The 26,150-nt window shown below is 46.6% G+C and carries 28 protein-coding genes; all 28 read right to left on the bottom strand.

Going from position 1 to position 26,150, the window contains the following annotated elements:
• Positions 1 to 10: 10 nt before the first annotated feature.
• The gene (gene trpC / locus MHH25_RS19080) at positions 11 to 799 is read right to left on the bottom strand and encodes an indole-3-glycerol phosphate synthase TrpC (protein WP_340017819.1); all 789 of its coding nucleotides are present in this window, start codon (positions 797 to 799) and stop codon (positions 11 to 13) included.
• Positions 789 to 1,829 (bottom strand): anthranilate phosphoribosyltransferase, encoded by a 1,041-nt coding sequence (gene trpD / locus MHH25_RS19085; protein WP_091034830.1) that lies wholly within the window; start codon positions 1,827 to 1,829, stop codon positions 789 to 791. Before trpD ends, trpC begins: the two co-directional genes overlap by 11 nt.
• A gap of 68 nt (positions 1,830 to 1,897) precedes the next feature.
• The gene (gene trpE, locus MHH25_RS19090) at positions 1,898 to 3,466 is read right to left on the bottom strand and encodes an anthranilate synthase component I (RefSeq protein ID WP_036607674.1); all 1,569 of its coding nucleotides are present in this window, start codon (positions 3,464 to 3,466) and stop codon (positions 1,898 to 1,900) included.
• A 730-nt stretch (positions 3,467 to 4,196) separates the two neighbouring features.
• Positions 4,197 to 4,574, bottom strand: coding sequence for a chorismate mutase (gene aroH / locus MHH25_RS19095; protein ID WP_340017820.1), 378 nt, complete (start codon positions 4,572 to 4,574; stop codon positions 4,197 to 4,199).
• A gap of 5 nt (positions 4,575 to 4,579) precedes the next feature.
• Positions 4,580 to 5,674, bottom strand: a complete 1,095-nt coding sequence (gene aroB / locus MHH25_RS19100; RefSeq protein WP_036607679.1) for a 3-dehydroquinate synthase — start codon at positions 5,672 to 5,674, stop codon at positions 4,580 to 4,582.
• Position 5,675: 1 nt separating this feature from the next.
• A complete protein-coding gene (gene aroC, locus MHH25_RS19105; RefSeq protein WP_017687707.1) occupies positions 5,676 to 6,845 on the bottom strand; it encodes a chorismate synthase in 1,170 nt (389 codons plus the stop codon).
• A 178-nt stretch (positions 6,846 to 7,023) separates the two neighbouring features.
• Positions 7,024 to 7,818: a protein-glutamate O-methyltransferase CheR gene (locus MHH25_RS19110; RefSeq protein WP_047843560.1), complete on the bottom strand. Its 795-nt coding sequence runs from the start codon at positions 7,816 to 7,818 to the stop codon at positions 7,024 to 7,026.
• Between the two features lie 25 nt (positions 7,819 to 7,843).
• Positions 7,844 to 8,287, bottom strand: coding sequence for a nucleoside-diphosphate kinase (gene ndk / locus MHH25_RS19115; RefSeq protein WP_017687704.1), 444 nt, complete (start codon positions 8,285 to 8,287; stop codon positions 7,844 to 7,846).
• 154 nt (positions 8,288 to 8,441) lie between these two features.
• The gene (locus MHH25_RS19120) at positions 8,442 to 9,416 is read right to left on the bottom strand and encodes a polyprenyl synthetase family protein (RefSeq protein WP_017687703.1); all 975 of its coding nucleotides are present in this window, start codon (positions 9,414 to 9,416) and stop codon (positions 8,442 to 8,444) included.
• Positions 9,417 to 9,759: 343 nt separating this feature from the next.
• Entirely contained in the window at positions 9,760 to 10,380 is a 621-nt protein-coding gene (locus tag MHH25_RS19125; protein ID WP_076328306.1) for a flavin prenyltransferase UbiX, read from the bottom strand.
• Positions 10,381 to 11,247 (bottom strand): UbiA-like polyprenyltransferase, encoded by an 867-nt coding sequence (locus tag MHH25_RS19130; RefSeq protein WP_100527226.1) that lies wholly within the window; start codon positions 11,245 to 11,247, stop codon positions 10,381 to 10,383.
• Entirely contained in the window at positions 11,240 to 11,968 is a 729-nt protein-coding gene (locus MHH25_RS19135) for a demethylmenaquinone methyltransferase (RefSeq protein ID WP_340017821.1), read from the bottom strand. Before MHH25_RS19135 ends, MHH25_RS19130 begins: the two co-directional genes overlap by 8 nt.
• A 15-nt stretch (positions 11,969 to 11,983) precedes the next feature.
• On the bottom strand, positions 11,984 to 12,847 hold the full coding sequence (locus tag MHH25_RS19140; RefSeq protein WP_339194345.1) for a heptaprenyl diphosphate synthase component 1: 864 nt from the start codon (positions 12,845 to 12,847) through the stop codon (positions 11,984 to 11,986).
• Between the two features lie 101 nt (positions 12,848 to 12,948).
• The gene (locus tag MHH25_RS19145; protein ID WP_017687698.1) at positions 12,949 to 13,500 is read right to left on the bottom strand and encodes a hypothetical protein; all 552 of its coding nucleotides are present in this window, start codon (positions 13,498 to 13,500) and stop codon (positions 12,949 to 12,951) included.
• 121 nt (positions 13,501 to 13,621) lie between these two features.
• Positions 13,622 to 13,843, bottom strand: a complete 222-nt coding sequence (gene mtrB / locus MHH25_RS19150; RefSeq protein WP_017687697.1) for a trp RNA-binding attenuation protein MtrB — start codon at positions 13,841 to 13,843, stop codon at positions 13,622 to 13,624.
• A 169-nt stretch (positions 13,844 to 14,012) separates the two neighbouring features.
• Complete coding sequence (locus MHH25_RS19155; protein ID WP_024630670.1) at positions 14,013 to 14,285, bottom strand: HU family DNA-binding protein; 273 nt, start codon at positions 14,283 to 14,285, stop codon at positions 14,013 to 14,015.
• Positions 14,286 to 14,502: 217 nt separating this feature from the next.
• Complete coding sequence (locus MHH25_RS19160) at positions 14,503 to 15,489, bottom strand: ABC transporter permease (protein WP_017687695.1); 987 nt, start codon at positions 15,487 to 15,489, stop codon at positions 14,503 to 14,505.
• Complete coding sequence (locus MHH25_RS19165) at positions 15,486 to 17,003, bottom strand: sugar ABC transporter ATP-binding protein (protein ID WP_340017822.1); 1,518 nt, start codon at positions 17,001 to 17,003, stop codon at positions 15,486 to 15,488. The genes MHH25_RS19160 and MHH25_RS19165 overlap by 4 nt, the downstream gene beginning before the upstream one ends.
• Positions 17,004 to 17,115: 112 nt before the next feature.
• Complete coding sequence (locus tag MHH25_RS19170; protein ID WP_340017823.1) at positions 17,116 to 18,213, bottom strand: sugar ABC transporter substrate-binding protein; 1,098 nt, start codon at positions 18,211 to 18,213, stop codon at positions 17,116 to 17,118.
• A 217-nt stretch (positions 18,214 to 18,430) separates the two neighbouring features.
• Positions 18,431 to 19,909: a stage IV sporulation protein A gene (gene spoIVA, locus MHH25_RS19175; RefSeq protein ID WP_017687692.1), complete on the bottom strand. Its 1,479-nt coding sequence runs from the start codon at positions 19,907 to 19,909 to the stop codon at positions 18,431 to 18,433.
• Between the two features lie 454 nt (positions 19,910 to 20,363).
• Complete coding sequence (locus MHH25_RS19180) at positions 20,364 to 21,143, bottom strand: hypothetical protein (RefSeq protein ID WP_076317430.1); 780 nt, start codon at positions 21,141 to 21,143, stop codon at positions 20,364 to 20,366.
• A gap of 46 nt (positions 21,144 to 21,189) precedes the next feature.
• Positions 21,190 to 21,540 (bottom strand): 2Fe-2S iron-sulfur cluster-binding protein, encoded by a 351-nt coding sequence (locus MHH25_RS19185; RefSeq protein ID WP_036607701.1) that lies wholly within the window; start codon positions 21,538 to 21,540, stop codon positions 21,190 to 21,192.
• A gap of 17 nt (positions 21,541 to 21,557) precedes the next feature.
• The gene (locus tag MHH25_RS19190; protein ID WP_076249997.1) at positions 21,558 to 22,175 is read right to left on the bottom strand and encodes a hypothetical protein; all 618 of its coding nucleotides are present in this window, start codon (positions 22,173 to 22,175) and stop codon (positions 21,558 to 21,560) included.
• Positions 22,176 to 22,258: 83 nt separating this feature from the next.
• Positions 22,259 to 22,438: a DUF2768 family protein gene (locus MHH25_RS19195; protein WP_017687688.1), complete on the bottom strand. Its 180-nt coding sequence runs from the start codon at positions 22,436 to 22,438 to the stop codon at positions 22,259 to 22,261.
• Between the two features lie 173 nt (positions 22,439 to 22,611).
• Entirely contained in the window at positions 22,612 to 22,887 is a 276-nt protein-coding gene (locus tag MHH25_RS19200) for a stage VI sporulation protein F (protein ID WP_076317428.1), read from the bottom strand.
• A 103-nt stretch (positions 22,888 to 22,990) separates the two neighbouring features.
• Positions 22,991 to 24,031, bottom strand: coding sequence for an NAD(P)H-dependent glycerol-3-phosphate dehydrogenase (locus MHH25_RS19205; RefSeq protein ID WP_036607707.1), 1,041 nt, complete (start codon positions 24,029 to 24,031; stop codon positions 22,991 to 22,993).
• Entirely contained in the window at positions 24,024 to 24,647 is a 624-nt protein-coding gene (gene plsY / locus MHH25_RS19210; RefSeq protein WP_074095653.1) for a glycerol-3-phosphate 1-O-acyltransferase PlsY, read from the bottom strand. Before plsY ends, MHH25_RS19205 begins: the two co-directional genes overlap by 8 nt.
• A gap of 11 nt (positions 24,648 to 24,658) precedes the next feature.
• Positions 24,659 to 25,981 (bottom strand): ribosome biogenesis GTPase Der, encoded by a 1,323-nt coding sequence (der, locus tag MHH25_RS19215; RefSeq protein WP_017687684.1) that lies wholly within the window; start codon positions 25,979 to 25,981, stop codon positions 24,659 to 24,661.
• Between the last annotated feature and the right edge of the window lie 169 nt (positions 25,982 to 26,150).

Here is a 26,150-nt window from a genome sequence, read left to right on the forward strand (position 1 = left end):
GAAGTATTCATCATTTGGGTCCCATCAGATCATATACAGCCGCCTCGACATCATCCTTGCGCATGAGATGCTCACCTACGAGAATACCATGAACACCGGCCTGAATCAGAGGGACTGTTGATTCTGGTCCGTCAATACCACTTTCGCTAATCAAGGTAACGCCGTTTGGAATCAATTCCATCAAATCCAGTGTCGTGTTCAGACTGGTTTCGAATGTTTTCAAATTACGATTGTTGATGCCCACTAGTGTTGCCTGCGGAATCTCCAATACCTGCTCCAGTTCTGTTCGATCATGAACTTCAATCAAAGCGTCCAGCCCCAAACTTTTGGCAAATTCCAGATATTGACGAATCTGTTCAGGTGTCAGAATACTGGCAATCAGCAATACCGCGTCCGCACCCAGCAATCTTGCCTCGGCAATCTGTCGTTCATCTATAATAAAATCCTTGCGCAATAGCGGAATGTTCACCGCTTGATGAATCGCCTGCAAGTACTCATTGCTCCCTTGAAAATACGACACATCTGTTAATACGGAGATGCAGTCTGCACCCGCTCGCTCATAAGCAGCAGCAATCTCTACCGGATGAAAATCCGGACGAATTAACCCTTTGGATGGCGAAGCCTTCTTCACTTCAGCAATAAGGCCGAGTTTGCGATTGCGTCCGCTCGATAGTGCTTGTTCAAACCCCCGGGTTGCGGGTAGTTGTTCGATTTTTTGGATAGCTTCATCCATGCGAAATGTCTGTGCAAGAACTTCAACTTCTTTATGTTTGGTTGCAACGATTCGATCAAGATACATGACTGTACGCCTCCGTTGTATGAATTAACTGTTCAAGCTTCCCGGCAGCTTTGCCCGAATCTACCGCTTCTGCGGCAAGTGTCACCCCTTCAGCAATGCTATCTGCAAGACCGGATACATAGATGCACGCTCCGGCGTTCAACAGAACGACATCACGATAGGCACTCTGCTCACCCTGGAAGATCCTCTTAATAATTTCGGCATTCTGTGCCGCATCTCCTCCAAGTACCGCTTCAAGCGGATGTAGAGACAAACCCATATCACGTGGATCAATATCATAGGTGTGCACTTCACCATTGCGAAGTTCAGATACCTGAGTCGGTGCCGAGATACTGATTTCATCCAGACCATCATGGCTGGCCACGACCAACGCTCTTTTGAGACCAAGACGATTCAGTACTTCAGCAATCATCGGCGTCCGGGAACGATCATACAGGCCAAGCAATTGGCGATCTGCTCCCGCAGGATTGGTTAATGGTCCGAGCATATTGAAAATGGTACGAACACCCAGCTCTTTTCTTGGTCCTGCCGCATGTCGCATGGAAGGGTGATATACCTGGGCAAAACAGAAGCAGATTCCGATATCATCCAGACATTGTCTGGCCTGCTCACCGTTCAGATGGATATTTACACCGAGTGCCTCTAATACATCTGCACTACCCGCTTTGCCTGAAGCTGAACGGTTGCCATGTTTGGCGACCCGAACCGAGACGGCCGAAGCAATGATCGCGGATGCTGTGGAAATGTTGAATTTGTGAATACCCGATCCACCTGTTCCACAAGTGTCCAGCAAGCCGCTGCCATCCGTTAGAATTCGTCCGCCCTGACCACGCATGGCTTCAGCAAAACCGGTGATCTCATCTACCGTTTCACCCTTCATCCGTAGCGCCATCAGCAAACCTCCGATTTGAGCCGGCGTTGCCTCACCTCTCATGATCGAGTACATCAAATCTCTTGCTTCGGCTTGCTCCAGATGGCTGCCCTCTAGAATCTTCGCCAGGCCATTTTTCATGCCTTCCTCACGAGTAATCTCAGCAATAGGGGTTACAGGGTTCTCATTCATTATTGGGTTTATGTTCATCTCCGGTCTCTCCTCTCTCAGTTCTTAGCGGCCGCTGGTGTGACAAAGTAGTCTGCATTCGCCAGTCTCAACGTGCTGTCCTTTTCTTTGGCGGGAAACATTGCTTCTGCTGTTCGAATCGCCTTGAGCAATGCTTTAGCTTTGTTAACCGTTTCCTCATATTCATTCTCAGGCACAGAATCCCATACGATTCCCGCTCCGGCCTGTACATATGCTTTTCCTTTTTTAAAAATAATCGTACGAATCGTAATACATGAGTCCATGTTACCCGAGAAACCAAGGTATCCGATTGCTCCTGCATAAGCTCCACGTGCCTCTTTCTCCAGTTCCGCGATAATCTCCATTGCACGCAGTTTCGGTGCTCCGGATACAGTACCCGCTGGCAAGCATGAGAGAAACGCATCGAAGAAATCCTTGTCTTCTCTAAGCTCGCCCGTAACGTTGGATACCATGTGCATAACGTGAGAATACCGTTCAATCTCCATGAACATGTCACACTTCACACTGCCGAAGCTGGATACCCGGCCCAGATCGTTACGACCCAGATCAACCAGCATCAGATGCTCCGCGCGTTCCTTCTCATCCTGGAGCAGATCAGCAGCGAGTGCACGATCTTCCGCTTCTGTTGCCCCCCTTGGACGTGTACCTGCAATCGGTCGTGTCTCCACACGATTCCCGTCCACCTTGACCAGCGCTTCTGGCGAAGTACCCACGATAATCTCATCATCCATTTTGAGGTAGTACATATAAGGTGATGGATTCAGGGTCCGAAGCACACGATACACGTGAAGCGGAGAAACTTCCGTATCAATGTGGAAACGCTGGGATAATACCACTTGAAAAATATCACCTGCGCGAATGTAATCTTTGGCTTGCTCTACATTACCGATAAATTGCTCCTTCGTGAGGTTGGAGCGAATATCCCCCAGTTCCACATCTCCCGGAATGGAACGCGGATTCAGGTTCTCTCCTGGTCCTTGCTGCTGCAAACGTTCTGCGGCCTGCTCCAGCTTCTCCGAAGTCACTGCATACGCTTGACGTATCTCGTCATCCGTTGCACCGTCCTTGACGTGTACATTACCAACGAGCAGCATCTGCTGCTTCACATGGTCAAACACGATAATCTGGTCACAGAACATAAAGCGAATGTCATCCATATTCAGGTCATCCAGCGCGTGAGCTGGAAGTTTCTCATAATAGGACAGCAGATCATATCCGAAGAAACCAATTGCCCCACCTGTGAATGGTGGCAGTTCATCATCTTTTGGACTGCGATACTTACGCAGCAGTGCTTTCAGTTCTTCGATCGGTTTGCCTGGCAATTCACGAGTCTTCCCTGCTTCTTCTACAACAATCCGGCCTTTCTTGGCCGAAATCATCAGGAACGGATCTGTACCGATGAACGAGTATCTCGCCCATTGGATACCCCCCTCTACACTTTCCAACAGGAATGCCCGGTCGTTGTCAGCATAACGGCGGAATATTCGAATCGGAGTCTCCATATCTGCCAGAATCCGTTTGACTACCGGAATCAGATTATACTCATTCGACATTTTCAGTACTTGATTAACGTTTGGCGTTATCATCAGATCACGTCCTTTCAGATTTAGGTAAGTTCAACTAAAGAGGTTTACACTGAGCACTCCGATGACAGAACAACCTTCCGATCGCTGTTATCCCCAGATTTTTTTGATTCCCTTTCTAAGGGGAAAATCCGGTGATAGCGTATGCTTCCGATGTAGCTTTCTTTCAGAAAGCTTTTAGGCGAACGCTCCGCTTCTTCACGTTATTTCTGTCCTCTTCGTTTTTGTGTAAAAGTTTAGTTGAACTTATAGGGGGAGAAGAAACAATTCAATGTACAAAAAAACCTCTACCATCAGGTAGAGGTTTGGTTATAAGCTGTATTTAACAGGGTGATGCTTCATAAATAACAAGTCCCTATACTTCGCTGTCGGATTATTCACAGGTCGCTGAATTGATGCATCTCACATCATCCAAATCGGGAAAATAAATTAGTTATAACACTTCAACTACTCATTCCAATATTACGTAAAATATAGGAGAGTGCATTGATTGTGTTTGTACCAAAATATATCAAAACAAAAGATGTCCTATGACACGTTTGTTTTCCCTGTTCCTGTTACCTATTCCGTAGCACGACGTACCGTGAATCAGTTGACCGGTTTCTGTTGCCCCGGTTACCACCCACTGGACTCTGCTATATACTCCACTAGCTCAGCTGCTCTCAGCTCAATCTCTACTCTACTCAACTGGTTCTCACTATACATCATTATGATCGGTTTGACAACCCACTACTTAAGAATCAGAAGGTGTTGCCAAATCCGGACGTAATGCCTGTGCACCGTTCAGATACACATGGTTGATTTCATTCTGATCTTTGTTTGTATTGACATGCACCATGAAACGAATGCACTGCGCCAAGGCACCGTTAACAGGAACCTCCAGTGCACACATTAGTGGTACGAGTTCCCAGCCATCCAGTTGGCGAATAGCTTTTGCCGGGAAAGCAGCATCCAGATCCCCAGTTAACGTAATCCACACACTGCAGATATCTTCCGGTTGGATCTCATTGCGATCCACGATCTCCTGCAACAATACTGCCGTTTCCTTCAAAATCTGTTCTTCGTTGTTCTGCGTGACTGTTGTAGCCCCGCGAATTCCCCGTGTGACCATCGCTGTTATTCTCCCTTCCTGAGCATTTCAATGACGTCCCGAACTGCCGACACAGGTACGTCCTTCACAATTCTTGCAGCCCCAATCCGATCAGGAATGATAAACACCATATGACCTTCACGGAACTTTTTGTCATGCATCATCGCTTCCATTAATGCATCCGTGTCGAGATGCGCAGGCATCGTTGTTGGAAGGCGAAGTGAACGCAACATGCGGACCGTATCTTCATAGAGCCCTGCTGGCGCACCAAGCTTCTCACCAAGCAATGCTGATCCAGCCATACCGATCGAGATCGCTTCTCCGTGCAGAAATTCTCCATAACCGGCGATCGCTTCAATGGCATGACCAATCGTATGTCCCAGGTTCAACAACGCACGTTCTCCATTTTCACGTTCGTCTCTGGATACAATCTCCGCCTTAATGCCACATCCACGTTCCAAGCCGTATCCAAGTGCTTCCGGATTAAGCGCAAGCAGTTCTTCCGCATGTTCCTCACACCAATGTGCAAAAGCCTCATCACGGATCAGCCCGTGCTTCAGCATCTCTGACAACCCTGCCGATACATCTCGTGGCGGCAAGGATTGAAGTGTGTCCACATCATAGAGCACTAGCTCGGGCTGGTGGAATGCACCAATCATATTTTTGGCCAGCGGATGATTGACAGCCACCTTGCCACCTACACTGCTGTCATGCGCCAAAATCGTTGTAGGTACTTGAACAAACTTGATTCCACGCATATATGTAGCGGCAACAAAACCAGCCAGATCACCTACGACACCACCACCTAAGGCCAGAATCGCAGAACTCCGATCCAGTTTGCCTTCGATCGCAACGGTCATCATATCCTGGTACACCGAAAGGGATTTCGATGTTTCACCAGAGGGTACAACCGCCGATACGACTGTATAACCAGCCGTACGCAGCGTTTGCTCCAAACCTGACAAGTATTTGGGAGCCACATTTTCATCTGTAATGATGAGTAACGGACTTTTTTTGGTCAACCCATATTGCTCAAAATATTGAGGGGCTTGTGCCAATAGACCGCTGCCAATCAGAATCGGATATGAGCGTTCCTCCAACTGTACCGTCAGCTGACGCATATTAGTAATTCTCCAGTTGAGCGTTATAACTAGCAACATTAGCACGGATCTCTTCCATGGAATCCCCGCCGAATTTCTCCAGGAATGCTTTGGCAATTTCCCACGCTACAACATGTTCCATAACCACACTCGCTGCTGGTACAGCACAAGCGTCCGAGCGCTCAACCTGAGCCGTAAATGCTTCTTTTGTATCGATATCGACACTTTGCAGTGGCTTATACAACGTTGGGATCGGCTTCATCACACCACGTACAACGACTGGCATACCGTTTGTCATACCACCTTCGAATCCACCCAGACGGTTGGTTGCCCGGTGGTAGCCGCGTTCATCCGTATGCATGATTTCATCATGCACCTGTGATCCTCGAATGACTCCGGCTTCGAATCCGATACCAATCTCTACACCTTTGAATGCATTAATGGACATTACGCCTTGAGCGATTCGTGCATCCAGTTTGCGATCGTATTGAACATAACTACCAAGACCAATAGGTACACCTTCAACGATACATTCCACTATTCCTCCGATGGAATCGCCTTCTTGTTTAATCTGGTCAATGTAGGCTTCCATCTTCTTCTCTGTCTCAGCATCCGTAACACGTACAGAGGAAGCTTCTGTCACTGCGATCAGTTCATCAATCGGAAGGTCCTGATATGGAGCTTCGATCTCTCCAATGCGAAGTACACGTCCAGCTACCTTGATTCCGAATTCAGCCAGGAATTGACGTGCAATGGCACCGCATGCCACACGTACCGTTGTCTCACGTGCACTGGAGCGCTCCAGTACGTTACGCAAGTCTTTGAGATTATACTTGAGTCCACCGTTCAGATCAGCGTGTCCGGGACGTGGACGATGAACGCGACGTTTCTCTTCGTCACTGCCTTCAATCGGCTCAATATTCATAATATTCTGCCAATGTTTCCAGTCGTTATTTTGAACAACCAGCGCTACCGGAGCACCTGTTGTATATCCGTGACGGATACCACCAACGAAATTCGCCTGATCCTTCTCAATCTGCATCCGGCGTCCACGGCCATATCCCTTTTGGCGGCGGTGAAGCTGGAAATTCAGCTCTTCAAAATCAATCGTCAAATTACTTGGCAATCCTTCAATAATAGCGGTCAATTGGGGTCCGTGCGTCTCCCCTGCGGTTAAATAGCGTAAACTCATAATACGTTCCCCCTTTAAACTGTTAAACTTCACATTGCTAAAATCCCATAATTTCTTTGCTTATTATAGTATAGCTGACCGGCTTTGACAAGAAAGTCGGCTCTTTCTTGTACTTGGTATACAAATAACCGCCTGAACACATGTACATGTGCTTCAGACGGCTGAACAACCATTATCATTATTTTTTCCGATAGAAGAATGTCTCTGCTGTCTCCAGACCATATTGTCCCGGGGAGAAGATCTGCTCCGTACTGCCCACAAACAAAATACCGCCTGGACGCAAACTTGCTGCAAATTTGTGATACAACAGGTTTTTGGCTTCCTCGGTAAAATAGATCATGACATTTCGGCACACAATCAGATCGTACCCATCGTCAAAACGGTCCACCAGCAAATTTTGTTTCATGAACTTGATCGAATTTTTGAGTTGCTCATCAATACGGTATACCAAGCCATCCTGCTTGAAGTAACGGTTCGCCGTTTCCTTTGGCACATCCTTAAGCGAGCGTTCCATATAACGCCCTTCCTTGGCTTTGGCCAATGCACCTTCATCCAGATCACTTGCCGTAATGGAGCTGTCCTTCAAAATGCCCATCGTGTCCAGAATCATGGCAAGTGTATAAGGTTCTTCACCTGTTGAACAGGCCGCACTCCAAACTTTAGCACGACGCTTGGACCCCAGCAGCTCAGGCAGGATCTCGTCCCGCAGCACTTCCCAACGATTGGGATTACGCCAGAATTCCGACACGTTAATCGTCATACGATCAAGGAATTCGTAAAACAATGATTTATCTTTCTGCATAGCTTCAAAAAAGTTAGAAAATGTATGAAACCCGTTTTTGTTGCGAAGTGTGGTCAGCCTTCTTTTCATCTGGCCTTCCTTGTATTGAGCAAGATCAATGCCTGTGCTCTCTTTGATTTTACGAATGAATCCGGTGTAATCCGGGTCTAGTAGTTGTTCTTGCTCCAGCATCGTGTATCACCCTTTTGGCTAATAATTACAACCAGGCTGCGATGCTCTTGTCGTATACCACCAGTTCATCTGAAGCAAAGAAATTTGCTGCTTCACGGGAAGCACTTTCCGGTGAATCTGCCCCATGAATCAGATTATGTGGTGTGTGGCTGGCGAAGTCTCCGCGAATGGTACCCGGAGCTGCTTCCTTCACATTGGTTTTTCCGATGACGATGCGCGCAAGCGCCACAATATCGTCGCCTTCCCACACCATGGCAAATACAGGCCCAGATGTGATAAAACGAACCAGATCATCGAAAAATGGTTTACCCTCATGTTCAGCATAATGGCGTTTTGCCTGATCCTCAGACATCTGCACCAATTTGCCTGCCACCAACTTAAATCCTTTGTCTTCCAGACGGCTAATAATTCGACCGATCAATCCACGCTGCACACCATCCGGCTTCACCATCAAAAATGTACGATCCATCAGCTCACTCCTCACTCACGGTTCAAAGTTAATCACTATGTAAACGCAATCCCTCTGATTGTAACATACATGTCCAAATCCTCCCAATGAGGAATCTCACAGTTCTGTTCAACTTTGGGTATGAGTAATCTGAGAGTCGAAGGTCTTACATTGTTTAATGCGTACGTTTAACCACAAAATGAGCGATATCACGCAGGTTTTTGGTCGTCTTGATGTTAGGTAGCTGATCGAGAGCATCGAGCGCTTTCTTCATATATCGGTCAGCAAGGGCTTCTGCTTTAGCAATTCCTTGACTTTGGCGAATCATTCCAATTGCATCCGATGCACTTGCCCGTCCTTCTTCATGCTGGACACGGGAAATCTCCTTAAGCAAAGGTTCCCGCAGATCGGATTCTTCCAAGGCATAAAGTACAGGAAGAGTGATATTTCCTTGCTTCATGTCACTGCCAGGTGGCTTGCCAAGTTGTTTCTCAGTACCTACCAGATCAAGCACATCATCTTGAATCTGGAAAGCCATCCCCACATTGTATCCGTACGTATACAGCAGGGAAGATACATGCTCAGGCGCACGTGTAGCCAATGCTCCTAACTGACAGCTAACCGCAATCAGAAGTGCTGTTTTGCGGCGAATCCGCAGCAGATAGTTACGAACACTTTGTCCCGTATTGAAAAAGTCGCGAATTTGCTCCATCTCACCAATGGACATCTGTACCATAGCTTTGGCAAGGATACGATGAATCGCTGGATCGGATAATCCGGCAGTCATTTCAAGTGCCTTACCATAGATATAGTCTCCAGTGTACATGGCAATCCGATTATCCCATTTTGACTTCACCGTAGGTTTGCCTCGGCGTGTCTCCGCATTATCAATGACATCATCATGAACGAGGGATGCCGAATGAATGAGTTCCAGCGGAACCGCAACCAGCTTCAGACGTTCAATGTCGTATGTACCAAATTTCCCACCAAGTAACACAAAAACGGGCCGCAACCGTTTTCCTCCTGCTTTGAGCAAATGAAGTGACGTTTCACTCAGCAGCTTCTGTTCTCCTCGAACACTGCGATACAATTCTTTCTCAATGTAATCCATGTCCTTTTTTAACAACCCGAAAATATCCAATAGTTTCATTCGTTCACCCGTATCAGCGTATTGTCAGTCCATAAATTCATGCTTACCTTCCCCTCCAGCAAGTCGGGCCTGCAGGCATTACGAAAAACCCGGCTTACCGTTCTTGCTTGTGTTGTTCTATAAGGTAATCTAACGTGTTTTTCTTCTCCGAATGTCATAGCCGACACCCGAAAATTAAACTCTGCGACTTGTTCTGAAACAAAATACAGAAGTTGCCGGAGCATGGGTCAAGACTGTGGTTCATGAAGACTCACCATCAGTGCTCACCAATACCCCGGGATTCGGGGGACAAATAAACCGAGCAACACTTTGGCAAAAAACAGCCTTGTATCGAACTCAGTCGTTATCCCCGTTCATCCGGTTCTCCCCATCTTGTAAACAGTTGATGTGGGATGCGCAAGCTATCCAGCACTTTCCCCACCAAAAACAGAATCAACTCATCCATAGTCTGAGGTTTGTAATAAAAAGCAGGCATAGCCGGTATCATTCGTACACCAAGACGAGAAAGCTTCAGCATGTTCTCCAGATGGATTGCATGAAGAGGCGTCTCACGTGGTACGAGGATCAATGTTCTTCCCTCTTTCATCATAACATCGGCTGCGCGAGACATCAGATTATCCGACGATCCCTGCGCGATGGACGAAAGAGTTCCCATCGAACATGGCATGATAATCATGCCGTCGGCCAGATAAGAACCACTTGCAATGGAGGCCCCTATATCACTCACAGGATGATAGATCAGAGAACCGGCACGGTTGCCGAATTTTTCTTCCAGCATCGCGTCCCGATTCGTCACATCCCAGTCCAATTCTTCTTTCAGTACACGCCACCCTGCATTGGATATGACCAGATGAACGTTATATTCCAAATCAAGCAGCGTTTCAATTAATCGAATGCCATATATGCTGCCACTCGCTCCGGTAATTCCGACAACCAGTCGTTTATTGTCCGGCTGCTGCACCATTTATTTCACCGCCAGATCAATCAGAGTGAACGTAAATACAATTAAACTAAGCAAACTGTTCATGGTAAAAAACGCCGTTTGAACACGGCTCATATCATTAGGCGATACAATATAGTGTTGATAGAATAGAATTCCATACGTCACCAACATGCCTGCGCCATACCACCAGCTCAGATCTGTCATCAACAATAACGCAAGAAAACCAATTGCAGTAATCACATGGAAGAACTTGGCGATCTGCAAGGATTTAACCAGGCCAAAACGAGAAGGTATGGAGTGAAGACCCTCACCCTGATCAAATTCCAGATCCTGACATGCATAGATAATATCAAAGCCCGCTGTCCAGAACACAATCGTAACGTACAGCACAATCGCTGTCCAATCCATCGTTCCTGTTACAGCTACCCAGCCACCAAGTGGTGCCAAACCAATCGTCATTCCGAGAACAACGTGACATAACCATGTGAATCGTTTGGTGTACGAATACAGTACCAACATAAACACAGCAATAGGTAACAGCTGCATCGATAATACATTAAGATTGGATGAGGCCCAGAATAACAATATAAATGAGATAATGACAAATATAACAACTTCCCCATTTTTCAACAGTCCTGCCGGGATGGCTCTCATCGCGGTACGCGGGTTTTTGCTATCAATCGCTTGGTCAATAATTCGGTTCAAACCAAAAGCCGCACTACGTGCACCGATCATAGCAAGCAATACCCACATGATCTGCATCCAGCTTGGGAAGGTATCATTCACTACCATGGAGCCGAGGATCGCCCCCATAAATGCAAAAGGTAAAGCAAAAAGCGTGTGTTCAATCTTGATCATTTCTAAAAAGATGCGAATTTTCCTAAACATGCTGATTCTCCTTGGTTCCAATATGCAGTGCCGCGATACCTCCGGTCAGAGGGTAGGCCTGCACTTGTTGTAATCCAGTTTCTGCAAAAATGTCTGCCAGTTCCTGCCTTCCCGGGAAAATGGCCAGTGAGTCCGGCAGCCATTTGTACTGCTCAAAACTTTTAGCAAACACTTTGGCAAGATTCGGTAAAACCTTCTCAAAATAAAAATAATAAATGCCTTTGAACGGCTGCCATGTTGGCTTGGACAATTCCAGGCACACAACCATACCGCCCGGTTTGACCACACGTTTCATTTCAGACAACACTTGTCTGAGATCAGGTACATTACGCAACCCAAACCCGATCGTCACATAATCAAACGAGTTGTCTTCAAAAGGAAGTAACATGGCATTTCCCTGTGTCAGGGTAATCTGTTTTTGACGTTGCACCGCATTGATCTTTGTCTGGCCGACCTCCAGCATGTTGCTACTGAAATCAAGTCCGTGCATGTGCCCCGTTTCACTTGCCTCTGCCATAGCAAGCGTCCAGTCACATGTGCCGCAGCACAAATCAAGACCGGTATCGCCTTTGGACATATTCATCTTTTTCATGGTGAATTTACGCCAAGCCTTATGCCTCCGGAAACTTAGGATATCATTCATGACATCATATTTTCCGGCTATACTCTGAAAAACCGAATGGACATATTCTTCTTTCGGTTTGGTCTCTCCGCTCCCCATTCGTCTGTCTCCCCCTCAATCTTCCCTTACTGCCGCATGTGAAGGCTGCAAATATGCCAAGTAAGGCTCTAGAATTGCATGTATCTCATGCAAGCCCATCCGCCCTTCCTCATCTTGCAACAACAGTTGAATGCGGTGTGTACACTCGCGAAGCTTGTCCAGCAAAACCTCGCCAACCCTATGCTTCAGCACCATAGCGTTCCATGCACGTGCATCCAATTCAGACTGACGCAACACATTGCGCTCATCGTCATTACCATGCTCGTATATGTGCCAATATGCATAGCTGTGAAGATATCGTTTTGCGTCATTCATCCGCTTCAGTTCTTCCACGATCGTTTCGCAGGAGCTGAATTCGGTCAACAGGCTGTTCCATAAAGACTCTTCGTTATGTTGAATCATGCCTGTAAATGAAAGAAACAGCTGCATTCTCAGCTGTACCGTTTCACGCAAGTATTCGTCAGCCGAAACGAGAAGCTTCTTCATCCGTTCATACAGCGTCATCTTGCGTGCGTTCACTCCGGATACAGCACCACTGAGTTTGCCAATCATTTCAATTCTGCCCGCTTGGGCAAGCAATTGATAAAAACGGCTACTTAAATAATCCCCGGCGAGTACATTCAACTGACGTGAACGCATCTCTTGCTCTTTCCGCTCACCGGAAATGGTATCGATTCGATCATGCGTATCCATGGCCAACTGAACGAGCGAAGTTGCAAGAGCATATAACTCTTGATGCACCTTTTCGTCTGTGCGGCCCACAAATACCTGCAACAGACGTGCTCGGCTATCCGGAAATGATGGGATTTCCGTATGTTGTCGAATCATGTCGTAATCCGTATATTTCTTTGCTAGTTGGGGTACGCGATATGAATTCATTCTCAGCCTCCGAGCCTTAACATTGTTAAACCTTTTCTGCACTACAATCTTATATATTATAGCATATGTTGAACGGGCACGCACTGAATCCTGCTATTCTATTACCCCTGACTTGTCATTTCGAATTGCTTCTTCCACAGTTCGGTCTCCATCAAATGAAACCAGTCCTTCAATTCATCTGAAAAGGCCGCACTTTTCCAGTTCCGTAATGTTTCAATCGCATACAGAGGCCACTCTCCACGCCGAATATCAGCAGCAAGTAACAGATGTCGTTTATGCATCCATTCATCTTCTGCCATCACACGCAGCAGCACCTGATCCACGTTATCCAGACTCCGAAAGCCAAGATCCGCCACCGCTGCCATGTTCTCATAGATTTCAGTGTAACTTGTACCCGTTCCTTTAACTTTGAGGTCCAGTCTCAAAATGGACTGCTTCCATTCCACTCTTGCAATGGGAGTTGATAGTTGCATGGAGCTTAGCACATCAACCAGATTGTCATTCGTTAGCTGAACTGGATGATGTGATGCAGAGGCAGGCTGTACGTTGTCCCCGCCCCATGTACGCATATGTAAGGTTTGTATCGCAACAAGCAGAAAGACCGCCGCAACCGTTGCCAGCATTGAAGCAGTAACAATCATCCGCGGTTTCATATACGCCTCCCTGCCTTTACCTGTTAGTGTAGTCTGTCCGGTAAAGGCTCATACCTCATTGTACAATGAAAAAAAGCAGGCTATGCCTGCAATCTTCATTTGAATGTATTCAATCTGTCCATTACTCCGATTCAATCTGTCCATGCTTGGTAATCAGCGTGGCTTTGCCCCGGATTTTAATAGCTGAAGTATGGGTGGTAAATTGGGCAAACATCACTTCACCCTTGTCCAATTTCTCGGTGTGGTGAAAACGTGTATCCTGACCTCGGGTTAATCCGATCACCTGGACACCATTTTCCTCTGCCTTAATTACAATATAATCATTGCCGGTTGGATGATCCATCACGCATGTCCCCTTCTTTAGTTCGATAGCGTTAATGATGATTAAGATTGTTTCATTTGTCAACCTGCGCCTTATACGAATGAACCGTAAGAATCATCGTTAAAGGGCAAAAGAAAAGGCCGTGAACAAGTCACGGTCTTTTTGTCGACATATGGAATATGTAGAAATCTTATTTAATTCCGTCTTTGAGCGCTTTACCTGGTTTGAATGCAGGAATTTTGCTCGCAGGAATTTCGATTTCTTCACCTGTTTGCGGGTTGCGTCCTTTACGTGCAGAGCGCTCGCGAACTTCGAAGTTCCCAAAACCAACCAATTGTACTTTATCTCCGCTTTGAAGAGCCTCAGAGATTGCTTCGAATACGGCATCAACCGCTTTCGTTACATCTTTCTTGGACAATTCAGTCGCTTCAGATACGTGTGTAATCAAGTCTGATTTGTTCATTTGTTTTTCACCTCCTGTATCAATGTCCTGAATGTTATACTGTGTTTCCGTTTTATAGCGAAATATACGTTCATACGCAAAAAATCTACGTACATCTTGAGCGCTGAACACAAATCTCCGCCTGCGGTCAACAGTCATTTTCGGCAGAATGTCGTCTGAAACCACGGGCATTTCAGACGCCGAACAAATTTCATACTAATACAGACAGCCCACAATTTCAAGTCCGGTTGCGGTTTAAGACGTAAAATGTAACCGCCAGGGCAAGCACGAGAACCCCACCTTTTACAATATCATGTGTGAAATACTGTACGTTCATCATTGTTAAACCGTTCACAAGTACACCAATCAGAACCGAACCAATGAAGGTTCCGATGACATTTGGTTTACCCGCACCAAACACAGAGAAACCGACAAATACTGCAGCTACGGATTCCATTAACAACGGTGATCCCGCATCAATTTGCCCGGATCCTACTTTGGAGGCATAGATGATACCCCCGATTGCTGCAAACACTCCAGCGGCTACATAGGCGAGTGTACGCACCTTTTTCACCTTGATTCCAGACAACCGTGCAGCTTCCTCATTACCACCTGTAATGTACATCTGGCGCCCATATTTCGTATACGTCAAAAAGATATGCACACCTATTACCGCAATAAGTAGCATGATAACCGATATCGGCATACCAAGCCATTTACCCTGCCCTATTAGCAGGAATGTCGGGTCCATCTCTCCCGCAGCTTTGCTTCCATCAGGGAACTGCATGTGATTGTAAATGGTATATCCCTGTGCATACGTTTTGTGAATACCTCCGATAATGTACATCGTGGCAAGGGTTGCGAGCAAATCCGGAATACGCAATTTTACAATGAGCAAAGCGTTAAGTAAACCAATAACAGCGCCAATGATTAGTGGCACAATAATTACAATTGCCAGTGGTTGTTGATACCAAATCATTAACGAAGCAGTAACGACGGTAGTTAATGAGACAGTCGCCCCAACCGAGAGATCAAATCCATCAACAATGAGAGATAACGTAACACCGATCGCTACAAAAGTAACGATAGAGATCGAGCCCAAAATATCGGTCAAGTTACTGTACGTAAAGAAATAAGGCAATTTAATGCCGAAAAATGCGATAACACCTATTATGACTATAATCGCCCCGTAACGGAACGCAAAATCCAGTGATTTATCCTTCATGATTGCACCTCTTGTCCACCGCTTGCATAGTATAGCAGCTGTTCTTGGTTAGTCTCGCCTCGTTTGAACTCTTTTACGATAACACCTTCGCACATGACAGCGATTCGGTCACCAATTCCCATGCCTTCATCCAGTTCACAGGTGAAATAGATTACACCCTTGCCCGCCAAAGCCAGTTCATTAATGATGCGGAAAATGTCACTTTTTGCCCCAATATCTACGCCTTTGGTTGGCTCATCAAATATAAATACATCCGCATCCGCATTAAGCCATTTACCAATGGCTACCTTTTGCTGGTTACCACCGCTTAGATATTTCACTTCCTGTTTCACGGACGATGTTTTAATTCCAAGCTGTTTCACCAATGACTCTGCGTTCAGACGTTCCCGCTTGCGGCTTACGAAACCTAATGTACTAAGACGGCTTAGCAAAGGCAGACTTAAATTCCGTTCCACGTTCTCCTGAATCAGGATTCCTTGTTTACGTCGCTCCTCCGGTACAGAAACAATCCCCAGAGCCGCCGCATCCGCAGGCTGAGACAGGCGGAGATTACGGTTGTTAAGCCGGATCTCGCCTCCCTCCAGCCGATCTGCACCAATCAGCAAACGAGAGCTTTCCGTTTTACCCGCGCCTACCAGACCCACCACAGCGAGGACTTCACCTCGTCGTACAGAGAGGTTAACACCTTTTACCTTCACTCCACGACGAAGCCCACGTGCCTCCAATAACAGCTCCCCCACGGGTGCTTCCGTCTTCGGAAACTCTTCTTCGAATGGTTTGCCCAGCATCTGTGTAACCAAATCATTGATCGTCAGTCCCTTTGCATCACCGGTAAATACATGTTGTCCATCTCTCATGACCGTAACGCGATCACAGTGATCCGTCACTTCCGCAAGACGATGGGTAATGAAAATACAGGCAACGCCCCGATCCTTCAGGAGATGAACAATCCGGAAAAATGCATCCGTTTCTTCCTGGCTCAGCGGTGCAGTCGGTTCATCAAAAATGATGACTTTGGCATCCTGGATCAAAATCCGTGCCAGCAAAATCATCTGTTTTTCTGCAAGCGTCAGATCGGCCACTTTTTGGTGAACGGATATGTCCGCCCCTAATTGCTTTAACGCCTCAACAGCACGCTGTTTCAGCTTCCGTGGACTTTTCCACCAACCTCCAGCAGATGAAGCCAACTGATCCAGCATGATGTTCTCCGCAGCCGTCAGCTGTGGCACCAGTGCCGCATCCACTTCCTGATAGACACAGTGAATCCCACTTGCCTTTGCGTCTCCCGGAGAACTTAAATGAAGCGCTTGTCCACTCAATTGAATCGTCCCCTGATCCAATGGATAGGCACCAGACAAAATTTTCATTAACGTGCTTTTACCGGCACCATTGGCACCCAGCAGCGCATGAATCTCCCCACCTTTTACAGAGAAATCCACATCCTTCAGTGCAGGAATACCTGAAAACTGCTTGTGGATATGTTCCATTTGAAGCAGTATCGGTGCAGTGCTCATGATGTTAACCTCCAATCGTTCCCATACGGGAGTATCCCATTTCTCATCCAGACTCGCTCATCTTCATTATGGTAGAAAAAGCGCGCCTTGCGGCGCGCTTCCCATACGCTGCTTATTTAGCAGTAATTCCGTATTCACTCATCCAGTCCTTGATTCCTTGTGTGCTACCACCCCAACCTTCAACGAACTCTGACAGTTCCGAAGTGGAGATTTGTTTATCTGGCAAAGCTTCACGTTGAACATAGACCGGGTTAAGGACAACTGCATCTTCCGTCTCGTCCCCGTTCAGTTTCTGATAAGCATAACGTACCTGGACGCGACCAATATCCGTTGGATCAACAGCAGCTGAAGCTACCCAAGGATTTTTCGGATCCTGAATCATTTGCAGGTCCTCATCACTCATATCAATACCATACACTTTGATCTCATCACGTCCAGCTTGTTGAATCGCACGCGCTGCACCTTTGGCGAACTCGTCCCATGCAGTCCATACAGCTGTAATCTCACCTTTTGGATACTGCTTGAGAATAGCTTCCATTTTGGCTTGAGTATCCAGCGCAGGGTTCTGTGCAGAACCGAATGTAGCTATTTCCTTGATGTCCGGATTTGTTTTCATGAATTCACCGTATGCAATCTGACGGCGTTCCATCGGTGCGAAACCAGCTACCCATACTTTGACAATATTGCCTTGTCCATTGATATCTTTTTTCATTTGCTCCAGCGTCAGCTCAGCCATCTTCTGGTCATCCTGCGACAGGACTGTGGCTCCTGGAACACTGATAGCTGCGTCAAACACAACCACTGGAATATTCTGTTCTACTGCCTTCTTCACGCCTGGCTCTAATAGGGAATCCCCATGATCCGTGAGAATGGCATCAAATTTCTGGTTAATAGCGCTATCAAGCAAGGATACCATTTTTGCTTTGTCATTATCGGCAACAAACGTTGTCAGTTCTCCACCGAATTTTTCGATTTCTTCTTTTACACCCTGTACATATTGCTGCGAGAAAGTACCTGTATTAAACTCCATAATAAGTGCGATCCGTTTGCCGCTTAGAGGGCCTGTAACTGCTTCCGTTTTTGGTGTATCATCTGATGCGCCCGAAGCCGGAGTGGCTGCCGGTTCTTTTTTGATTCCGCAAGCGGACAGCGCCAATGTAAATACTAATAACACACTCAACCATACCCATTTAGTCTCTTTTCTTTTCATCTCTGTATCCCCCTGTCCACTCTCTGTGATCTCGATCACAATAGTTGAATATTAATATAACGGCTAATCCCTAGTATGTAAATGGGTTTTAGCAATTTAAAGCTAAAACTCGCTAAGTTTTTTCGAAAGTACTATTCTTCCTATCCATTTCATCCAAAATAAAGAAACCACGTAAAAAAGACCGCGAGGGGATGCCCCCTTACGGTCTTTTGATGTCTTACAGAATGATAGCGATCAAGCCGCCCGAACCTTCGTTAATGATTCTTCCCAGCGTCTCTTGCAATTTGTATCTTGCATTATCCGGCATCATGGCAATCTTGCCCTGGATCCCTTCTCGCACGATGGAATGCAGCGAACGACCAAACATGTCTGAATCCCATACCTTGATCGGATCGTTCTCGAAGTCCTGCATCAGGTATCTCACCAGTTCCTCACTTTGTTTCTCCGTACCGATGATTGGAGCGAACTCTGATTCCACATCAACCCGGATCATATGAATGGACGGTGCCGTTGCTTTCAGACGTACGCCAAATTTGGTGCCCTGACGAATGAGCTCAGGTTCATCCAGAGCCATCTCGGCAAGAGATGGAGCAGCAATGCCGTATCCGGTCGTTTTGACCATCTCCAGCGCTTCTGCGAAGCGGTCGTATTCTCTCTTCGCATGCGAGAATTCCTGCATTAATTGCAGCAGATGATCCTTACCGCGAATCTCGATTCCAACCACTTCCACGAGAATTTGATCATACAGTTCATCCGGCGCGTACAGGTCAATCTCGGCTACACCCTGCCCCATATTCATGCCACTCAGGCCTGCGCGATCAATGAATTCATATTCCATGAACTGAGCGACAACCCGATCCACGTCACGAAGTCTGCGAATGTCCTTAACGGTATCCCGTACGGAATTTTCGTAGTTGCTACGCAGCCAGTGAGTCTCATTGAGTACCATAACCCAGCTCGGCAAGTTTACATTCACTTCATGCACAGGGAACTCATAGAGCACTTCACGAAGTACACCCGTCACATCATCTTCCGTCATCGTCGCTGCACTGAGTGTCATCACCGGAATGTCGTATTTGGCAGCAAGCTCACTGCGCAATTGCAGGGCTTCTTCACTGCGAGGACGAGTAGAGTTGATGACCAGGACAAACGGTTTACCCACTTCTTTTAATTCTGCAATGACCCGTTCTTCGGATTCCACATAGGAACTGCGGGCAATTTCGGCGATTGTGCCGTCTGTTGTTACCACAACACCCAGTGTGGAATGCTCCTGAATGACTTTGCGAGTACCAATCTCGGCAGCTTCCTGGAACGGAATTGGTTCCTCGAACCAAGGCGTGGAGATCATGCGTGGACCATTCTCATCCTCGTATCCCTTGGCTCCTTCCACCGCGTAACCTACACAATCCACAAGGCGCACATTGACATCGAGTCCTTCTGCCACCTTAATCTGGACTGCGTTATTTGGTACGAATTTTGGTTCGGTAGTCATGATGGTTTTACCTGCTGCACTCTGTGGAAGTTCATCCACTGCACGGGCACGATCAGCCTCGCTTGCGATGTTAGGCAATACGATCGTTTCCATGAATCGTTTAATAAATGTTGATTTTCCCGTCCGGACTGCGCCGACAACCCCGAGATAAATATCCCCTCCGGTCCGCTCAGCTATGTCCTTAAAAATGTCCACTTTCTCCAATGAAATCCCCTCCCTAAATTACTCCGAAGGAAAAATGCTAAAGAGCATCCGCTTCGTTTTTTCAATCAGAAGACTGAAATCCCTGCAACGGTAGAGCCGCCTTTGTGAGTGCCCGGAAGTCGTCCGCCGCCGAACGTTGCATTCTGATGAAACCGGCGAGAGCGGCGTTAACTCGTACATGCAATTGGACTAGTATCATCTTATGTATCCGTATGCGGCAATATGACGCGTATTTTTGTTTTTTTATCTTAAGGTGATGACATTAGGAGAATCCCCCGATCTCGGACTGCGCGTCTTTATTTCAATCTACTTTATGTGATCCGCGAAGCTTTTATGACGGTTATTGCTCATATTGACAAAAGAAAAAAGAGATATCCCTTATTTGGAATATCTCTTTTTGAACCATTAGAGCCATGGTGGTCATACAGCTAAATCATTTGAATTGCAACCATGCTTATTTTATGGGCTGGGCAACCGGCGCATTATTTTTCCAAGCGTAGAAAACCGATTTTACAGGTACGAAGTAGGAGTGTTCCACCAGCAAATCCCGAACATCTTCAGTCTCTGCTGGAGACACGTCAGACTTTTCCACTGCCTGCATAATATCAAAAGCATAATCTACATAGACCTTGCCTTCGTCATCCATCATAAACGGTAACGCCTGACCTGAATATACACTATTCAGCGTAATGGAAGGAGTACCTGCCTGAGCAGCCTGCTCCATATTCACAACATATAACCCCGGATACAGTTCTTCCCCGCTTGGCAGCTTATTGTTATGTACGGACTTATATTGATTAACCATTCGTTGCACATCGTTTACTTTCTGTACGGTCAGAAGATCCATCACTTTAATGGTCGGATTCACTTCTTCGTCCTGAATAAGGAAGTAAGCGCTCCCACCACTTTCAAAAGCAGTCCCCGGTATTTCATCCAGATACCCCAGTTGTTTCAACTTGGGCAGATCCACTCTGAACTTTTCATATTTTGGCGTTTCCATATCTGCATTAATGATTGGCAAAATCCCCTCATCTTGCTGAAATGCCTCGACCGCACTCTGGATGCGGCTCACGCTTTCCCGATAGGCTATCTTAGGGTCTGAATTGCTCTGGGATGGATACATACAACCACTTGCTGTAAAAGCAAACAACAGGAATAACAGCAGACCGCCCGTCTGATGTTTCAGACGCTGCCATCCGCTTCCTTCCACACATTTTGGCTTGTTCCTAATCATTCGTGTCCTCCTTGAATAACTCATTAGAGAATCAATGTTATAACACTCAGAACCAGTCGTCTTCCTGTTGTTGACGTTCCAGTTGTTTCCGAATGGCTGCCTTCAGCGGGTCCTCTGGAACATGAACCGATAGAGATCCACACACCTTGGCCTGACAGGACAGTCGTGTACCTGCTTCCAACAGTGAACCCAGCTTGCGCTTTTCTGCATCTGTTGGTGGATACAGTTCCGTCCGATGTTCTTCATCCACGTTCACTTTGCACATCAGGCAAGCCGCTTTGCCATCACATCGGGTCGTAATCTTGACTCCAGCACGTCGTGCTGCATGCAGAAGTGTTGCCCCTGGTTTGAGCGCTATCGATTTGTTCATAGGTAAAAAAGTAACTTTATAGTCCATCATTTTCCTCCCTCAACCTACTGGGGCCATGTAAAGCCAACAAGCTCTTCCACTTCGGCTCTGAAGCGGCTTGTCCAGACATTCTGTTGACTTAACAGCATCATTATAGGTTGATGTGCATCTGGCTGCTCGCGCATCTGTTTCGCAATGGGGACATAACGATCTTCACGACCTCGTAGCAGATTAAACAAAAGCTCATGCGCAAGCGGCATCAGTCGCAGGCTATATGAACCCACTTGTGCTACTGGTGCATGCGGAGCAAGTACATGTTCAATCTCAATACGGTACCAACTTTTGCGAGCCCATATTTCGAAACCACCAACCAGTTCCAGCGCACATTCACCCACCTGATAGTGGCTCAGCAGAGAAGCATACGGTCCTGTCTTATCCACTGTAGGCTCGTCAAGCATTCCCCCCGGAGCGCTACGGTGAAGTTCTTTAGCAGCAGCAACATCCGCATAGATATCAATATCTCTCGGAGCCTGTTGCAACTCCACCCCTTGAAGCAGCAACCCACAACTTCCTCCAAGTAACCATGTCTGTGGCTGTGTGTTCCAGGCTTTGGCCGTTTCCAGCAAAGCCGCGTGTAATTCCGGATAACGCTCTGTCCGACCCTCCGTATCATGCGGCCCCATAGGCTCACACTCCCCTCATCCGTGTTCATTGTGTCAGTTCTTATGATGTGCTTATGCGGATGTTATCTTTCAGGCATGGGAAATCAGGTCAGAGAAGCGATTCCACCGAAAAAGCCAATCAGCATAATCAAAAATGCAATCAGAGAAAGAATCCCCCGTACAATACCTTTTGTTTTGGCACGAGCAAACGTAATCAGGAATACAGATAGTCCCATAATGAGGATGGCCACCAATGACAGCCACATCTTGTCCATTGCGCTCATAATCCAGCAGTCTCCCCTTCAGTCCATTATTCATCACTGACACTGTGACAATTGCAACCATTATAACACGAAATTCAGCTCAACTTTCCAAAAAAAAGACAAAAAAGCAAGCCGGCAGAAGCCGACTCGTCTTTTTGTCTTACTGGATCACCTGCACAAGCAGGTGTGATCTATTATTTTTTCATCATCATTTTCATTAACGATTCCATACTGCTCGGATTCAATCCGCTTTTCTTGACCGCACTCACAATATCCTTAACCGTATCCTCAGATACCGGAACTTTCGCCATGGCGGATACTTGTTTGATCAATTGGCGCAACTGAACTTCATTCTGAATCGTCGTTGGTTTCACCGTGCTTGCCAATTTCTTAACGGCACCTTCCGTTATCGTTTTACCCGTTTTCTTGTTGATTGCATTCAGTGCATCTTTGGAAATGTTGTTACCCATTCGTCTCCCCTCCTCCGGCAATACTCATGTGTATAGTATGAGTTTGCTACAGAAAAGGTGAATAAGCTTCTTATTTCACAAGGTACGTTTAGGCTGATTACAATCAGGAATGCCATTGCTCCCAGGTTTCAAGTTTCATGACTTCCATTTCAGTCTTCGGGTCACGTCCCATCAAGGCTTCAACCGCATCACGCGGCTGTCTCTCCTGGAATAAAACGTGATATAACTGATCCGCAATTGGCATTTGCACTCCGTATTTTTGTGAGATGAAATAGGCAGCTTGCGTAGTTCGAATGCCTTCTACCACCATGCCCATGGACTTCAGAACATCATCCAGCTTCTGTCCCTGGCCCAACATGGAACCTGCTCTCCAGTTCCGACTGTGCTGACTTGTAGCCGTTACAACCAGATCCCCGATTCCGGCAAGTCCCGAAAACGTTAGCGGATTTGCTCCCATCTCAACACCAATACGTGTGATCTCTGCCAGACCACGTGTTAGCAAAGCGGCTTTGGCATTATCACCAAATTGAAGACCATCCGACATACCTGCACCAAGAGCAATGATATTTTTGAATGCACCCGCCAACTCAACACCGATCATATCCCGATTCGTGTAAACCCGGAAATAAGCATTCATAAACAAAGCTTGGGCAGACTCGGCAGATGCCTTATCCAGTGAAGCTACAACCACTGTCGTTGGACAACGCTTCACCACTTCTTCCGCATGGCTTGGGCCAGAAAGAACAACCACACGTCCTTCTTCACATTCAAGCTCTTCTGAAATGACTGTGGACATCCGTTTGAGGCTTTCTGTCTCAAAACCTTTGGTTGCATGAATAACTAACATCTCAGGCTTGTAATAAGCCTTAAGCTGGTTCGTAACTGCACGCATGGCTGATGAAGGCGCAACAATTAACACAGCTATAGCACCTTCCACCGCAGCTTCCATATCAGTTGTTGCTTGAATCCGTGGTGAAAGCTCCGCATCCGGAAGATAGCGAGTATTAGTGTGCTTGTTATTGATTTCGTTAGCCTGGTCTTCACCACGTGTCCACATCATCACATCCAACTGATTGGCGGCGAGTACACTGGCCAGAGCTGTTCCCCAGCTCCCAGCGACTAGAACAGCAACTTTTTTAGACAACTCGTTTACCCCCTCCAGGGTTTTTCGATCCCAATTTATTTTCCTGTCCTTTGGCGAGCTTCGCAATATTGGTACGATGTCTCCAGAACGCAAACAGACAAATAATCAGACTCCCCCAGAAGATATTCATTGAATATCCGGGTAATACCATGATAAAGATGGGTGTAAATGCTACAAAAATCAGAGACCCCAATGAAACATAGCGTGTCAATACAATAGACAGAATGGCGATCACCCCAGCACATAACGCAGGCAGGAAAGCAAGACTCACCAGAACACCAATGGCTGTGGCAACGCCTTTTCCTCCACGAAAATGGAAGTAAAGCGGCCAGTTATGTCCTGCAATGGCTGCTATACCACTGAGTGCAGGAATCCAGGCAGAACCGTCGCTCAGCCAGATTCCAATCCATACAGCTGCAACACCCTTAAGTACATCAAGTAACAGAACAGCAATTGCCGGTCCTTTACCCAAAATACGCAATGTATTGGTAGCTCCCGCGTTTCCACTTCCGTGCTGACGAATATCGATCCCCCGTATCGCTTTGGCAAGGAGGACACTAAAGCTGATCGAACCGAGCAGATAACTCAGTACAATCGCTGCGATTTGTAAAATCACACACTTCTCCCCTAACTTTCGTCGGACTTCTTCCGAGTAAATATGCGAATTGGTGTTCCTTCGAAGTCAAACGCTGCACGGATTTTATTCTCCAGGTAGCGCTCATATGAGAAGTGCATCAATTCCGGATCGTTCACAAAAACAACCATGGTCGGTGGCTTAACGGCAACCTGAGTCACATAGTTAATTCTCATTCTCCGTCCTTTATCCGTTGGCGGAGGGTTAATTGCAACCGCATCAGACACCACATCGTTAAGTAGATGTGTTTGTACACGTAACGAGTGTTGATCTGCTACCCTTTTCACAACCGGTAACAATTTTTGTAAGCGTTGTTTTGTGAGGGCTGACAAGAATACGACTGGAGCATAAGTCATAAACAGGAAGTGATCCCGAATTTTTCTCTCAAACTCTTTCATCGTTTTGTCATGCTTCTCTACCACGTCCCATTTGTTCACAACAAACAATGACGCTTTACCAGCTTCGAATGCATATCCTGCAATATGCTTGTCCTGTTCAATAATGCCTTCTTCACCATTAATGACAATCAGAACAACATCTGCACGCTCAATCGCACGCATCGCACGCATTACACTGTATTTCTCAGTTGTTTCATATACTTTACCACGCTTACGCATACCTGCTGTATCAATCAGCACGTAACGTTGGCCGTCTTTTTCAAAAGGTGTATCAATCGCATCCCGGGTCGTTCCAGCCACGTCACTTACAATGACACGCTCTTCACCCAGAATAGCGTTCACCAGTGAAGATTTACCCACATTAGGACGTCCGATCAGAGCTACACGAATGACATCTTCATCGTAAGTCTCTTCCTCAAGTTCTGGCAACTTCTCCACTATTGCATCAAGCAAATCACCTACACCTGTACCGTGACTTCCGGATACGCCAATAGGATCACCGAAACCAAATCCATAAAACTCATAAATGAGCTCACTTCGTCCGATATTATCCACTTTGTTAACGGCTACAACAATAGGCTTGCCTGAGCGGTAGAGCATCTCTGCTACCTCTTCATCCGATTGCGTAATACCTGCTTTTGCATCACACATGAATACAATAACATCCGCTTCTTCAATAGCGAGCTCTGCTTGCATCCGAATCGATTTTAAGATTACATCTTCACCATCAATTTCGATACCACCTGTATCAATGATACTAAATGGTTTACCGTTCCATTCACCGATTCCATATATACGGTCACGGGTAATGCCCGGCTTGTCTTCCACAATGGCCAGTCTGTCGCCGATGATCCGATTGAAAATGGTGGATTTACCCACGTTCGGTCGTCCGACAATTGCCACAACGGGTCTTGCCATACATTCCACTCCTCCTGTCCATACTTACGATACTCATCATAGCAAAAAAGATATATCTTGGCTAACGTTTCATGCCAAATTACTCGCAATAAAAACAATCGGCGAACCCGCCTTGGGCTCGCCGATCTTGCTTTTGTTATTCAGCAAAATATGCAGTATATAACTTAGA

This window comes from Paenibacillus sp. FSL H3-0457 (assembly GCF_037981725.1).
Classification (GTDB): domain Bacteria; phylum Bacillota; class Bacilli; order Paenibacillales; family Paenibacillaceae; genus Paenibacillus; species Paenibacillus amylolyticus.

What these genes read in the sequence shown, in the direction of transcription:
- MHH25_RS19195 (WP_017687688.1), bottom strand. Translation starts at nt 22,438, where the DNA reads ATGAGCGCAATGGACAAGATGTGGCTGTCATTGGTGGCCATCCTCATT.
- MHH25_RS19140 (WP_339194345.1), bottom strand. Translation starts at nt 12,847, where the DNA reads ATGAATTCATATCGCGTACCCCAACTAGCAAAGAAATATACGGATTAC.
- MHH25_RS19110 (WP_047843560.1), bottom strand. Translation starts at nt 7,818, where the DNA reads ATGCTGGAGCAAGAACAACTACTAGACCCGGATTACACCGGATTCATT.
- MHH25_RS19160 (WP_017687695.1), bottom strand. Translation starts at nt 15,489, where the DNA reads ATGAAGGATAAATCACTGGATTTTGCGTTCCGTTACGGGGCGATTATA.
- MHH25_RS19130 (WP_100527226.1), bottom strand. Translation starts at nt 11,247, where the DNA reads ATGTTTAGGAAAATTCGCATCTTTTTAGAAATGATCAAGATTGAACAC.
- aroB (WP_036607679.1), bottom strand. Translation starts at nt 5,674, where the DNA reads ATGCGTCAGCTGACGGTACAGTTGGAGGAACGCTCATATCCGATTCTG.
- ndk (WP_017687704.1), bottom strand. Translation starts at nt 8,287, where the DNA reads ATGGATCGTACATTTTTGATGGTGAAGCCGGATGGTGTGCAGCGTGGA.
- aroH (WP_340017820.1), bottom strand. Translation starts at nt 4,574, where the DNA reads ATGGTCACACGGGGAATTCGCGGGGCTACAACAGTCACGCAGAACAAC.
- MHH25_RS19180 (WP_076317430.1), bottom strand. Translation starts at nt 21,143, where the DNA reads ATGATTAGGAACAAGCCAAAATGTGTGGAAGGAAGCGGATGGCAGCGT.
- MHH25_RS19185 (WP_036607701.1), bottom strand. Translation starts at nt 21,540, where the DNA reads ATGGACTATAAAGTTACTTTTTTACCTATGAACAAATCGATAGCGCTC.
- MHH25_RS19145 (WP_017687698.1), bottom strand. Translation starts at nt 13,500, where the DNA reads ATGAAACCGCGGATGATTGTTACTGCTTCAATGCTGGCAACGGTTGCG.
- MHH25_RS19200 (WP_076317428.1), bottom strand. Translation starts at nt 22,887, where the DNA reads ATGGGTAACAACATTTCCAAAGATGCACTGAATGCAATCAACAAGAAA.
- mtrB (WP_017687697.1), bottom strand. Translation starts at nt 13,843, where the DNA reads ATGGATCATCCAACCGGCAATGATTATATTGTAATTAAGGCAGAGGAA.
- MHH25_RS19170 (WP_340017823.1), bottom strand. Translation starts at nt 18,213, where the DNA reads ATGAAAAGAAAAGAGACTAAATGGGTATGGTTGAGTGTGTTATTAGTA.
- MHH25_RS19165 (WP_340017822.1), bottom strand. Translation starts at nt 17,003, where the DNA reads ATGAGCACTGCACCGATACTGCTTCAAATGGAACATATCCACAAGCAG.
- trpE (WP_036607674.1), bottom strand. Translation starts at nt 3,466, where the DNA reads ATGATAACGCCAAACGTTAATCAAGTACTGAAAATGTCGAATGAGTAT.
- MHH25_RS19135 (WP_340017821.1), bottom strand. Translation starts at nt 11,968, where the DNA reads ATGGGGAGCGGAGAGACCAAACCGAAAGAAGAATATGTCCATTCGGTT.
- der (WP_017687684.1), bottom strand. Translation starts at nt 25,981, where the DNA reads ATGGCAAGACCCGTTGTGGCAATTGTCGGACGACCGAACGTGGGTAAA.
- MHH25_RS19155 (WP_024630670.1), bottom strand. Translation starts at nt 14,285, where the DNA reads ATGAACAAATCAGACTTGATTACACACGTATCTGAAGCGACTGAATTG.
- MHH25_RS19120 (WP_017687703.1), bottom strand. Translation starts at nt 9,416, where the DNA reads ATGAAACTATTGGATATTTTCGGGTTGTTAAAAAAGGACATGGATTAC.
- MHH25_RS19125 (WP_076328306.1), bottom strand. Translation starts at nt 10,380, where the DNA reads ATGGTGCAGCAGCCGGACAATAAACGACTGGTTGTCGGAATTACCGGA.
- trpC (WP_340017819.1), bottom strand. Translation starts at nt 799, where the DNA reads ATGTATCTTGATCGAATCGTTGCAACCAAACATAAAGAAGTTGAAGTT.
- MHH25_RS19190 (WP_076249997.1), bottom strand. Translation starts at nt 22,175, where the DNA reads ATGGGGCCGCATGATACGGAGGGTCGGACAGAGCGTTATCCGGAATTA.
- aroC (WP_017687707.1), bottom strand. Translation starts at nt 6,845, where the DNA reads ATGAGTTTACGCTATTTAACCGCAGGGGAGACGCACGGACCCCAATTG.